This window comes from Rahnella sp. BIGb0236 (assembly GCF_004364755.1).
Taxonomy (GTDB): domain Bacteria; phylum Pseudomonadota; class Gammaproteobacteria; order Enterobacterales; family Enterobacteriaceae; genus Rahnella; species Rahnella victoriana.
Genome location: NZ_SOAO01000003.1, coordinates 500,649 through 513,439, shown reverse-complemented (window position 1 = coordinate 513,439; position 12,791 = coordinate 500,649). Strand labels below are relative to the sequence as shown.

The 12,791-nt window shown below is 52.5% G+C and carries 11 protein-coding genes; 8 read left to right on the top strand and 3 right to left on the bottom strand.

Going from position 1 to position 12,791, the window contains the following annotated elements:
• Window positions 1-50 precede the first annotated feature (50 nt).
• Window positions 51-782: an FCD domain-containing protein gene (locus EDF78_RS09150; RefSeq protein WP_133822952.1), complete on the bottom strand. Its 732-nt coding sequence runs from the start codon at window positions 780-782 to the stop codon at window positions 51-53.
• A gap of 249 nt (window positions 783-1,031) precedes the next feature.
• Window positions 1,032-1,343 carry a hypothetical protein gene (locus EDF78_RS09145; RefSeq protein ID WP_133822951.1) on the bottom strand — a complete coding sequence of 104 codons (312 nt, stop codon included), beginning with the start codon at window positions 1,341-1,343 and terminating at the stop codon, window positions 1,032-1,034.
• A 214-nt stretch (window positions 1,344-1,557) separates the two neighbouring features.
• On the opposite strand from EDF78_RS09145, the gene EDF78_RS09140 reads away from it, so the two are divergent.
• The 8 genes from EDF78_RS09140 (at window position 1,558) to yejF (ending at window position 11,829) form a co-directional block, all read left to right on the top strand.
• On the top strand, window positions 1,558-2,532 hold the full coding sequence (locus EDF78_RS09140; protein ID WP_133822950.1) for a GTP-binding protein: 975 nt from the start codon (window positions 1,558-1,560) through the stop codon (window positions 2,530-2,532).
• A 60-nt stretch (window positions 2,533-2,592) separates the two neighbouring features.
• Window positions 2,593-3,306, top strand: coding sequence for a phosphatase PAP2 family protein (locus EDF78_RS09135; RefSeq protein ID WP_095922786.1), 714 nt, complete (start codon window positions 2,593-2,595; stop codon window positions 3,304-3,306).
• A 428-nt stretch (window positions 3,307-3,734) separates the two neighbouring features.
• Window positions 3,735-4,310, top strand: coding sequence for a bifunctional murein DD-endopeptidase/murein LD-carboxypeptidase (mepS, locus tag EDF78_RS09130; protein WP_095922787.1), 576 nt, complete (start codon window positions 3,735-3,737; stop codon window positions 4,308-4,310).
• Between the two features lie 166 nt (window positions 4,311-4,476).
• Window positions 4,477-6,060 (top strand): cyclic di-GMP phosphodiesterase, encoded by a 1,584-nt coding sequence (locus EDF78_RS09125; protein WP_243839434.1) that lies wholly within the window; start codon window positions 4,477-4,479, stop codon window positions 6,058-6,060.
• A gap of 197 nt (window positions 6,061-6,257) precedes the next feature.
• Window positions 6,258-8,063 carry an extracellular solute-binding protein gene (locus tag EDF78_RS09120; protein ID WP_133822949.1) on the top strand — a complete coding sequence of 602 codons (1,806 nt, stop codon included), beginning with the start codon at window positions 6,258-6,260 and terminating at the stop codon, window positions 8,061-8,063.
• Between the two features lie 10 nt (window positions 8,064-8,073).
• Window positions 8,074-9,168 carry a microcin C ABC transporter permease YejB gene (gene yejB / locus EDF78_RS09115; RefSeq protein ID WP_095922789.1) on the top strand — a complete coding sequence of 365 codons (1,095 nt, stop codon included), beginning with the start codon at window positions 8,074-8,076 and terminating at the stop codon, window positions 9,166-9,168.
• A complete protein-coding gene (locus tag EDF78_RS09110) occupies window positions 9,168-10,220 on the top strand; it encodes a microcin C ABC transporter permease (protein ID WP_162928546.1) in 1,053 nt (350 codons plus the stop codon). Before yejB ends, EDF78_RS09110 begins: the two co-directional genes overlap by 1 nt.
• A gap of 1 nt (window position 10,221) precedes the next feature.
• Entirely contained in the window at window positions 10,222-11,829 is a 1,608-nt protein-coding gene (yejF, locus tag EDF78_RS09105; protein ID WP_133822948.1) for a microcin C ABC transporter ATP-binding protein YejF, read from the top strand.
• Between the two features lie 43 nt (window positions 11,830-11,872).
• Here the strand turns inward: yejF and EDF78_RS09100 are convergent, their stop codons facing one another.
• Window positions 11,873-12,217 (bottom strand): YejG family protein, encoded by a 345-nt coding sequence (locus EDF78_RS09100; protein ID WP_095922791.1) that lies wholly within the window; start codon window positions 12,215-12,217, stop codon window positions 11,873-11,875.
• Window positions 12,218-12,791 lie beyond the last annotated feature (574 nt).

Sequence of the window (12,791 nt, the reverse complement as noted above, 5' to 3'; positions counted from 1 at the left end):
CGTTTTTTTATTAGCGTGGAAAATCACGGGAAAAATCAGCAGCGGAGAAATCAGTCGTTCAGTTCGGAAGGCACCGATGAAAAAAGGAATCCGTCAAAAGACGGGTCATCCGCGTCAGACACCTGCAACAGCATATCCTTCACATTTTCCAGATGCTGCCACATCGCCTGCTTGGCGGCTTTCGGATCCCGCCGCAGCACGGCCTGCAAGATGGTCTGGTGATCCTGCAACCAGATCTGGCTGTAATTTTTATCACCGACATGCTGATGAATTCCCAGCCACATCGGGCTGCGCTGACGGATCTGCCATAAATCATCCACCAGTTTAACCAGCACGCTGTTTTGAGACGCCTGCGCCAGCAGGGCATGAAACCGCTGATCCTCAGCGTCGTCCGATACGCCCCGCGCAATGCATTCCCGCTGAGCATCAATCGTATCACGCATTTGCAGAATATCGGTTTTGGTGGCCTGCATCGCCGCAAAGGCGGCCACTTCACTTTCCAGCAATTGCCGCGCCTGTAACAGTTCGAATGGCCCGTATCCGCTGTCCGCGCCTTCCGGCTGGCTGTTTTCCGGCTGATGCAGAACATACACACCGGAGCCTTTGCGCACCTCGACCACTTTTTCCAGCTCCAGCATAATGAGTGCTTCACGCACCACGCTGCGGCTCACCGAGTAAGACTCGGCAATATCACGTTCCGGCGGAAGACGATCGCCAGGGGCATATTTCCCGGCATGGATATCACGACGCAGATGGCCGCCAATTTCCTGATAAAGTCGCATAATGTTGCCCCTGTCTGTGACACGCACGCAATTGGTCCGACACCTGATTACGGGTTCTGATGCCTGAAATAAGAGAGGAAATTATAACATGTCGGCAGAAAGGGAAAGGACGGGAATAGAAAACTGACGGCCCGATCAAAATTGGGCCAGCCAGTTTGTGAAGTTGTCCGGCCACCTGTGGCGGGTGTTACGCCGCGCCTAGCGTGACCGGCCTGAAACTTATCAGTCCTGTTAATCTTTTTCGCGAGCTTAGTTGTAGCTCACGGTCATGACGGCGAGGTGAGGATTATTGTTGACCTGCTTCGTGGTGACATGTCCGAGTGACATCGGCAGCGAGAATGAGGAAGGATTATCCACACTCAGCGCATGCACCTGCCGCACCTGTTTTCCACCGTGGTCACAGTCGCTGATCACCTTGTTGCGCGCGGTATTGAAGTTACATCCTGCTTCAACAATCGAACCCGTAATATGAATTATTCCGCCTGAAGCGGCGGCATTGGCAAACTGAATCGTCCCTGAGGCCATGACTCCCAAAAACAGTAAGCAGATTGTTCTGTTCATGGTGACACCTCATCATTGTTGTAAATTTTAAACTTCATGTAACCGCAATTTAACATTAATACATCTAATTAAATTTTCACGCTCTCCGGCAAAATATTTTGCCGTCGCGGCGGGCAGAAATAAGCAATCCATGTTATTCATCGGCACAACGCTGGATTTTCTTAATGAGTCGCTGCACATTGGCGGGTGAATTTTTCAAAAAGGATCGGCAACCATGACGAAAACCAACCTGATCACCGGCTTTCTGGGAAGCGGCAAAACCACGACGGTGCGCCATCTGCTGGCTCAGAAACCTGAAGGTGAGAAATGGGCCGTGCTGGTCAATGAATTCGGTGAAGTCGGAATTGACGGCGCATTGCTGGCCGACAGTGGCGCAGTCCTGAAAGAAATTCCCGGCGGTTGCATGTGTTGCGTGAATGGTTTGCCGATGCAGGTTGGCATGAATATGTTACTGCAGCAGGCCAAACCTGACCGTCTGCTGATTGAACCCACCGGTCTCGGACATCCGAAACAGATCCTGTCTTTGTTAACCTCCGACGTTTACCGCAACTGGCTGACGCTGAACGCTACCCTGTGCCTGGTGGATGCGCGTCAGCTGAGCGATCAGCGGGTAACTGAAAACGAAAACTTCCGCGATCAGCTGGCGGCGGCTGACATTATTGTCGCCAATAAGTCGGATGTGGCTCAGCCCCAGGACAGGCAGAAACTGGAAGAGTGGTATCAACGTCAAGGTCGCGAGCGTCGTCTGGTGACAGCCTCACAGGGCGTGATTGATCCGGCCCTGCTCGATTTACCCCGCCTGAATCTTGCCGACTTACCGGAAGGGAAACATCATCATGCGCATGCGGCGAAACAGGGGCTGGCGGCACTGAGCCTGCCGGGGAATCAGCGCTGGCGTCGTGCCCTCAATCAGGCGGACGGTTACACCAGTTGTGGCTGGATATTTGATGGTGACACGCAATTTGATACCGCAGGCATTCTCGACTGGGCGCGGGCGGTGCCGGTTGACCGGGTGAAAGGCATTATTCGTATTAAAGAAGGCACGATACTGATTAACCGTCAGGGCAACGATTTGCATATCGAAACCAAACCGGTGGCGCCGTCAGACAGCCGGATTGAGCTGATTACTCAAAATGAGGCACAATGGAATACAATACAATCATCCTTGTTGAAGGTTCGTTTAGGTTAAACGGATTAAGTTAACGCTGAATAAATTATTCCTTATCCTGCTAAGAATAGGTCTTCCTTTATGTGGCGCCGAAATATTCCCGCAATCCTGATACTCAATGTATTGGGTGTTGCCTTGTTTTTATCTTTCTATCTGCCGGCGAATCATGGTTTCTGGTTCCCGATTGATAAATCGATTTTCTTCTTCTTTAACCAGCATCTGGCGACTGACGCCTGGTTCCTGCATCTCGTCGCAGTGACCAATAACCGGGCTTTTGACCTGATTTCGCTGCTGGCGATGGGATTGCTCTATCTGAGCTACTTCCTGAAGCAGGATACCGCCGGGCGCCGCCGCTATATTGTGATCGGCGTGGTGATGCTGCTCACCGCCGTGGTGCTGAACCAGCTCGGGCATTTGTTGCCTGTCAGCCATAAAAGCCCGTCGCTGAGCTTCCCTGGCGTAAACCGCGTGAGCGAACTGACCGGCATTCCGACAAAAGATGCCTCCAGTGACAGCTTCCCCGGTGACCACGGCATGATGCTGATTATTTTCTCGTGCTTTATGCTGCGCTACCTGAGCAAGTCTGCGTTTGCTATCGCCGTGCTCATCACCATTATCTTCTCGCTACCGCGTGTGATGATTGGCGCGCACTGGTTCACCGATATCGCGGTCGGATCGATGTCTGTGGTGCTGGTCGGTGCCAGCTGGTGGCTGATGACCCCCGCCAGCGATGCGCTGATTAACTGGCTGGAGAAAAAATTACCCGGTACCAAAAATCCTAAGACGCCGGTCTGATTTTTAGATATATACAGAAAAGTTATGGCCCGACAGATGTTGATGATCTGCCGGGCCTTTTTTTGAGAGGTTTCTCAGGGCGTCTGTGCTGTATTATGTGCCTGCAACCCGCTTGTGATGCGGTTTTAAGCCAAATAAGTATAAAAATCACCCATCGTTTTTAACATGTTTACTTACATCACCTTACATCACAATTTCTTATAAAAAATCTCATAATACCTCTCGCAATCCCCTATTCATTACGGTACTCTCCAAAACGCCCGCACACAATTGTGGCAAAAACACCCGTGTTGAAGGAAAAAACGTGCTCTGACGCACATTTTACCCCAGAGGTGTTTGTCCACCGTGTGAGTGGCAGGTAGTCTCGCTTCGTTTGGCAATTTTAATAACGATTTCATCGTTAAGGACAGCAAGGGATAACAACAATAATGGTCAAGTCTCAACCGTTTCTGAGATATATCACGCGGATGATCCCCGCGATTGGCGCAGCAATTATTCTCTCTGCGTGTAGTGGTACACATTCTTCGAACACAGAAAACGCACAAACTGATATGCGTGCAGTAAATGGCAATGATGGCCTTCTACTGCAAGCCTCTCAGGATGAATTCGAAGCAATGGTTCGCAACGTCAACGTTAAATCCAAAATTATGGATCAGTACGCTGGCTGGAAAGGCGTTCGTTATCGGTTAGGCGGTGACAGCAAGCGTGGTATCGATTGCTCAGCCTTCGTTCAGGTAACATTCCGCGAACAATTTGGTATGGATTTACCTCGTTCAACCTATGAACAGGAAGAGAAAGGCAAGAAAGTTCAGCGCACGAAACTGCGTCCGGGCGATCTGGTTCTGTTCCGCGCAGGTTCCACGGGACGTCACGTCGGTATTTATTTAGGGAATGATCAGTTTGTTCATGCATCCACCAGCAACGGTGTGATGATTTCAAATCTGAAAGAATCCTACTGGAATGCGCGTTATCGTGAAGCAAGACGAGTTTTGGCTAACGGCTGAGTACGTTACCCTATGATTTAGTTCTTGTTGTCCTGTGCCAAGCGAATAAAAAAACGTCATCTTCGGATGGCGTTTTTTTATGCCCGTAATAAAGTGTATTTAGGGTCTGTTGTTTTTTTTACTGGGTTATACTTTTATTTCTTCGGCGAGAAAAAGGGCAAAACATATGGGTTTAAAAACGGCGCTCACACACACCGTATTACCCAAGCGCCGTTATTTGAAAAGAAGTGTCCTTTTCTCCGCCCTGTTTTTTATTTTATTTACCGCTGTCACTCTCACCGTCATTAAAACCAACACGCTTCGTGAACAAAATGAAATTGCGCAGCGCACCGCAAAGTTTACTTCCGACTATTTAGATCAGTTAACCGACACCATGCGGCGGATCGGACTGCTCACGGCGGAGTCCTGTGATTCCATTGCCGGGGAGTTAAACCGCGACGCGGCATTCAGTATCGGTGTGCGTGATTTTCAGCTGGTGCGCAACGGCATGGTCTTTTGCTCTTCGGCCTCAGGAAACCAGAATATTGCTGCCAACAGCTCGCTGCACGATATCGATTTCGACAAACCGATGAGTATTGATCTGCAAATGGGCACACCCGCCGTGCCTAACCGCGCGGTGATCATTGTGTGGCAGCGTAATCCCGGTGCTTCAGATGACGGTGTGATTGCAACGCTTGAACTCACCTTGTCACCCTACATGCTTTTTGCGCAGCCCGGTTCCGGCTACCGGGGTTTTGCCCTGCTGGTGGGGGATACCGCGCTGATTTCCTCGCAGGCCGGGCTGGTGCCTGTCAAAAATTTACCGCGCAGTCATTTTACCGAAGTCAAAATCGACAGTTATCCGTTTAATATCCGCCTCTACTCCCCTTCCCTGACCCGCGATAACGTACTTTTTACCCTGTCCGGCGGTCTGCTGCTCAGCCTGCTGGTATGCGCGCTGATTTATCACAGCCTGCTCAACCGCCACAATGTCGAACGTGAAATTCTGCGCGGACTGAAAAATAAAGAGTTCTTTGTCGAATACCAACCGGTGATCGACGCCAGAAACCTGAAAGTCACCGGCGTGGAAGCCTTGCTGCGCTGGCAGCATCCTATCGAGGGACGTATTCCGCCGGATGTCTTTATTGGCTACGCGGAAAATCAGGGGCTGATTGTCGAACTGACGCAGCACATGATGTCGATGGTGGCGGCGGATGCGCATAAATTACAGCATGCGTTTGCCGAAAAGGGAAAACTGAGCATCAACATTTCTCCTCATCATATGGGTAAAGTCAGTTTTCATGACGATGTGATGAATTTTATCGAAGCATTGCCGGAGAATGCGTTTCAGGTGGTGTTTGAAATCACCGAACGCGGCATGATTGATACCGAAGGGGCGCTGCGTGAATTTAACTGGCTGCGCCGCCATAAGATCGAAATCGCCATCGACGATTTTGGCACCGGCCACAGCGCGCTGATTTATCTTGAGAAGTTTACCCTGGATTATCTGAAAATTGACCGCGGCTTCGTGATGTCGATTGATCAGAAAACCCTGATCGCACCGGTGCTGGACACTGTTCTTAAACTCACGGAAGAGCTGAAGCTGAAAACCGTGGCGGAAGGCGTCGAGACGGAGATGCAGGCGGAATATCTGCGCAATCACGGGGTGACCTATTTGCAGGGATATCTGTACAGTAAGCCGTTGGGCGTGCCCGAACTGCTGGACTTTATCCGCGATTTCAATGAGAAAGAAGCCACCTGGCAGATTTGACCTGCATCAGCCCCGCACCTTTTGTTCCATTTTTCTCTTAGGCGTCTGCATCCGGTTGTGATAAAAAGGCCGAAATCAGGGGCGGGATCTAAGATTTGCAGGTTACAACATCTTAGCTTTCAATTGATTAATACCGGACATTCGGCTGCGGCCCTGTCCGACTCATGCTGTCGTCATCACAGGAGTGGAGATTCAGGATGTTTTCCCGTGCGTTCGCCGTTGTGCTCTGTCTGCTGAGTTTCAGCACACAGGCTGAAGTCATACAGGACAGTTATGCGTTCGCCATTTTGGGCGAGCCTAAGTATGTCTCTAACTTCACCAGTTTTGACTATGTGAATCCGGCTGCCCCGAAAGGCGGACAGATCACGCTGGCAGCAATCGGCACCTATGACAACTTCAACCGCTTCGCGACCCGTGGCAATCCGGCCGCACGCAGCGGTTCGCTTTACGACAGCCTGTTCACCACCTCCAGCGATGAAATCGGCAGCTACTACCCGCTGATCGCCGATTCTGCACGCTATGACAGCCAGTACCGCTGGGTTGAAGTGGATATTAATCCCCGCGCACGATTCAACGACAACACGCCGATTACCGCCAGCGACGTGGCGTTCTCCTTCAAAAAATTCATGACCGAAGGCGTGCCGCAGTTCCGCGTGGTCTACAAAGGCGTGGAAGTGAAAGCCATTTCACGGCTGACGGTACGCATGGTATTGCCGAAACCGGATAAAGACATGATGCTCGGCCTGCTCGGTTTACCGATTTTGCCGCAGACATTCTGGGAAAAGCATAAATTCAACGAACCGCTGAGTACGCCGCCGCCGGGCAGCGGGCCTTACCGCATCAGCGATTACAAACTGGGTCAGTACGTCACCTATTCGCGGGTCACGGATTACTGGGCGGCCAATCTGCCGGTCAACCGGGGACGCTATAATTTCGACACCATCCGCTACGATTATTATCTCGACGATAACGTCGCGCTGGAAGCATTCAAATCTGGCGCGTTCGATTTCCGCATGGAGTCTTCGCCGAAAAACTGGGCGACGCAATATCAGGGCGGTAATTTCAGCAAAAACTTTATCGTCAAAGCTGACGAGGAAAATCAGGCGGCACAGGACACCCGCTGGCTGGCATTTAATCTCCATCGCCCGCAGTTTGCCGACCGTAAGGTGCGTGAAGCCATCACGCTGGCCTTTGATTTTGACTGGATGAACAAGGCGCTGTATTTCGGCGCATACCAGCGCGTGAACAGCTATTTTCAGAATACGGAATATGCGGCAACAGATTATCCCAACTCTGCCGAACTGGCGTGGCTGGGGCCGCTGAAAGGCAAGGTTCCGCCGGAAGTCTTCACCACGTTGTATCAGCCCCCCGCTTCGGACGGCAGCGGTAACGACCGGACGAATTTACTGAAAGCCACCGCTTTGCTGAAAGAAGCGGGCTGGGAAATCAAAAATCAGGTGCTGGTGAACAGCAAAACCGGCAAGCCGTTGACCTTTGAACTGCTGCTGCCAAGCGGGGGTAACTCGCAGTATGTTCTGCCGTTCCAGCATAATTTACAGCGGCTTGGCATTAAGATGTCGATCCGTGAGGTGGACAACTCCCAGTTTGTCCGCCGTATGCGCCAGCGTGATTACGATATGCTGCCGACCGTTTACCCCGCCACTTCGTACCCCAGCAGTGATTTACGCATTTACTGGAACACCCAGTATCTCGATTCCACTTACAACAAATCCGGTGTCAGCGATCCGGCCATTGATAAGCTGACCGATGAGATTGCCGCGAATCAGGGCAAACCTGAGGCGCTGTTGTCGCTGGGCCATGCGCTCGACCGCGTGCTGACCTGGAACATGCTGATGATCCCGATGTGGTACACCCACCACGAACGCTATGCCTATTGGGATAAATTCTCGATGCCCGCGGTCACGCCGTCTAATGGTATGGAACTCGATACCTGGTGGTATGACATGAACCGCGCAGCCCGCTTACCTGCGCAACGTCGCTGAGGAGCACATTGTGGCCGCCTATCTGTTAAGACGACTGCTGCTGGTGATCCCGACATTATGGGCGATCATCACCATTAACTTTTTTATCGTGCAGATCGCCCCCGGCGGTCCTGTGGATCAGGCCATCGCGGCGATAGAAATGGGACAATCCGGCGGCTTACCCGGTGCGGGAGGCGGCAGCGGAAATGGCAAGGCGTCTCCGGGACTGGCGCAGTTCAGTGAAGGCCAGTACCGTGGCGCACGCGGTCTGGATCCGGAAGTCATTGCGGAAATCACCCACCGCTTCGGTTTCGATAAACCCCTGCATGAACGCTATTTTGAGATGTTATCGAACTACGTTCGCTTTGATTTCGGCGACAGTCTGTTCCGCGGTTCTTCCGTGATGGGGCTGGTGAAAAGTGCCTTGCCGGTGTCGGTTACCCTCGGCTTATGGAGCACACTGATAATCTATCTGGTGTCGATCCCGCTTGGGATCCGCAAAGCCGTCCGCAACGGCTCGAAATTCGATACCTGGAGCAGTTCGGTGATTATCGTCGGCTACGCCGTGCCCTCTTTTTTGTTCGCCATCTTACTGATCGTGCTGTTTACCGGCGGCAACTACCTCGACTGGTTCCCGCTGCGTGGTCTCACCTCACCGAATTTTGATACGTTACCCTGGTATGGCAAAGTGACCGATTACCTCTGGCACATTACGTTGCCGGTGCTGGCGACGGTCATCGGCGGGTTCGCCACGCTGACGATGCTGACCAAAAACTCGTTTATGGATGAAGTCGGTAAGCAATATGTGGTGACTGCACGCGCCAAGGGGCTGAACGAGAAACAGATTTTGTACCGCCACGTTTTCCGCAACGCCATGCTGCTGGTGATCGCCGGTTTTCCGGCCACCTTTATCAGCATGTTTTTCACCGGTTCCTTACTGATTGAAGTGATGTTCTCCTTGCAGGGCCTGGGGTTGCTGGGCTACGACGCGATCGTACAGCGCGATTTCCCGGTCATTTTCGGCACGCTGTACGTCTTTACCCTGATCGGTTTACTGCTGAATATCATCAGTGACCTCACTTACACGCTGGTTGACCCGCGTATCGATTTTGAGGGCCGCCACTGATGAGCGTGAGTCTCTTTAAGCTGAACATCGTCAATCAGGCGCGCTGGGCGCGTTTTTGCCAGAACCGGCGGGGCTTCTGGTCACTGTGGATATTCATGGCGATGCTGATTCTTGTATTGTTATCCAATGTGCTGGCCAATGATAAACCGCTGCTGGCACGCTATCAGGGACATCTGTACGTGCCCTTTATGGTGAATTACAGCGAAACCACGTTTGGCGGAGAACTGGAAACCCCGACCGATTATCAGGATCCCTTTGTCCTGCGCCAGATTGAAGACCACGGCTGGGCAGTGTGGGCACCGATCCGCAGCAGTTACCACTCCATCAATTTTTCCACCACGCAGCCCTTCCCTTCGCCGCCTTCCACGCAGAACTGGCTGGGCACCGACAGCAACGGTCACGACGTGCTGGCGCAGATCCTCTATGGCCTGCGCATTTCACTGTTCTTCGGGATTTTATTGACCGTGCTGACCTCGGTGATGGGCATTATGGTCGGGGCCACGCAGGGTTATTACGGCGGGCTGACCGACCTGCTGGGGCAACGCTTTATTGAGGTCTGGTCGAGTATCCCGACCCTGTTTTTAATCATCATTTTGGCCAGCGTGGTGCAGCCGAATTTCTGGTGGCTGCTGCTGATAACCGTACTTTCCGGCTGGATGACGCTGGTCAGCGTAGTGCGCGCGGAATTCCTGCGCACCCGTAATTTCGATTATATCCGCGCTGCACAGGCGATGGGCGTCAGTGACCGCGCCATTATGTGGCGACATATGTTGCCGAATGCAATGGTTGCGACCCTGACCTATCTGCCGTTTATCCTTTGTGGCTCCATCACCACCCTGACGTCGCTGGATTTCCTCGGCTTCGGTCTGCCGCTGGGTTCTCCGTCGCTGGGTACGCTGCTGATGGAAGGCAAGAATAATTTGCAGGCGCCCTGGCTTGGGATCAGTGCGTTCGTGGTGCTGGCCACCCTGCTGTCATTGCTGATTTTCATTGGTGAAGCGGTTCGCGACGCCTTCAATCCGTCCGCACACCACAACAGTGAGGCACTCTGACATGACAGACGCCGCGTTATTGCAGATCAGAAACCTCAGCGTCGCTTTCCGTCAGGGGAACGAACAGCGCGAAGTGGTCAGCGACGTGTCGCTGAATATCCATGCGGGAGAAACGCTGGCGCTGGTCGGCGAATCCGGTTCCGGTAAAAGCGTCACCGCACTGTCGGTATTGCGCCTGCTGCCCTCTTCCGTGGTCTGGCCGCAGGGCGATATCCTTTTTGCCGGGCAGTCGCTGCTGAAGGCCGACGCCATGACATTGCGGCAGATCCGCGGCAATCAGATTTCGATGATCTTTCAGGAACCGATGGTGTCGCTCAATCCGCTGCATACCCTTGAAAAGCAGCTGACCGAAGTGCTGACGCTGCACCGCAATCTGCGCGGAGAAGCGGCGCGCAGCGAAATCCTCCGCTGTCTGGACCGCGTGGGTATCCGTCAGGCCGCCTCGCGTCTGCGGGATTTTCCGCATCAGCTTTCCGGCGGTGAACGGCAGCGCGTGATGATTGCGATGGCGGTGCTGACGCGGCCAAAATTGCTGATTGCTGACGAACCGACCACCGCGCTGGACGTCTCCGTTCAGGCGCAGATTTTATCGCTGCTGGCCGAACTCAGGCAGGAAATGGGCATGGCGATGCTGTTTATCACCCATAACCTGCGCATTGTGCGCCGTCTGGCGGACACCGTGGCGGTAATGCAACACGGACGCGTTGTTGAGCAGCAACCGCGTAGCACGCTGTTCAGCCAGCCTCAGCATCCCTACACCCGCCAGCTGTTACTGGCCGAACCTCAGGGACGGCCGCAGCCGCTGAATGGCGAACAGCCCGTTCTGCTGGAGGTGAAAAATCTGGATGTCGGTTTTCCGGTCCGGCGTGGCCTGTTGCGCCGCACGGTCAGCATCAAACATGCGGTGAATCAGGTCAGTTTTCAGCTGCGTCGCGGAGAAAGTCTCGGCGTGGTGGGCGAATCCGGTTCCGGCAAAAGCACCACCGGGCTGGCACTCCTGCGTCTGATGAAGTCGCAGGGCGAAATCTGGTTTGACGGCCAGCCGCTGCATACGTTCTCCCGCAAGAAAATGCTGCCGTTCCGCAGCCGGATCCAGGTGGTGTTTCAGGATCCCTTCTCGGCACTGAATCCGCGTTTTACCGTCGGACAGATTATTGCCGAGGGGTTGCTAGTGCACCGCAACGTGAGTGAACAGGAACGCGACGCAGAAGTGATCCGCGCGATGCAGGAAGTGGGGTTAGATCCGCAGTCCCGCCACCGTTACCCGACCGAGTTTTCCGGCGGCCAGCGCCAGCGTATTGCGATTGCCCGCGCACTGATCCTCCAGCCGGAAATGCTGATCCTTGATGAACCCACATCGTCTCTGGATAAGTCGGTACAGGCGCAAATCCTGACCATTTTGAGTGAATTACAGCAACGCCACGGCCTGACCTATCTGTTTATCAGCCATGATTTGCATGTGGTGCGGGCGTTGTGCCATCAGTTGTTAGTGTTACGCAACGGGGAAGTGGTGGAACAGGGAGATTGCGAGCAGATTTTTACCGCGCCGAAGCAGGCTTACACCCGCGAATTGCTGGCCGCGTCAGATGCTTTCGATACGACATCCTGATACACAGGATCAACGCGCCTGAAGGAGTGACAATTCAGGCGTGTCAGAAAGGATAAAGTGCGGTGACAGATTCCGCGATCGCCGCGCCGATGTTTTTCAGGCAGCACAAGGTGGCGCTTTCATCTTCGCGATGCACGAACAGACAAGGCTCACCGTCAATTTCAACAATCGCCGCTTTTACCTGAATATCTTCTAAGGCATCGGTCAGCTGATGCATCACCTGCCAGGCGAATTCGCCCTCATGGCTGAGCAGTTTCAGGCCGATCAGATTGTTATCTTCCTCGTTACCCGGCAGCGGAATCGGTTCAACTTTGATACCCGCAAACCCTGATAACCAGCGATAACTTTGCGGCAAACGATGTACTACCGAAAGTTGGATATTATTCACGTGGTTCCCCAGACAATGATTCATTCAAATCATTTACACGATATTTTTACAAAATGGCTACAACCGCACTGTTTAAGTTATAGCCGACAGGCTGAGCTTTGCCCACATTCCGTTCAAATAATTAACATTAAATTAACGTCACCGGATACAAAACGGCAGACCACCGTCATTTTTATCTCTGCTCTCACCTGTTCTGCGAGGCAGATCTCATTTTGGCTTATTTGTAACCTTTTCCGTGTTGATTCACAACCATTTTAATCAATTGACGCTACTTTTAATTGCTTATTTGTTTACATTTTATATACAAATAGAAAGCTTTGGAAACTCAGGTAAATCTCACAAAACTCTTATTATCAATAAGATAGTGAATTTTTACCTCAGCGGGTCGTTCAGTCACTCTGTTAATTTCAGTCTGAAATGAACCGGTTGGTTACAATTTTTACCGCCGCGCATCATACGTTAAATTGCGGATCTAATGTTAATAAATCCGCACAATTTGTTTGCACAAATCCCTCTTCTTTGGCTTATCATCCGCACCGTTATAAGTGGTATACCCTATCGCGACACACATCGG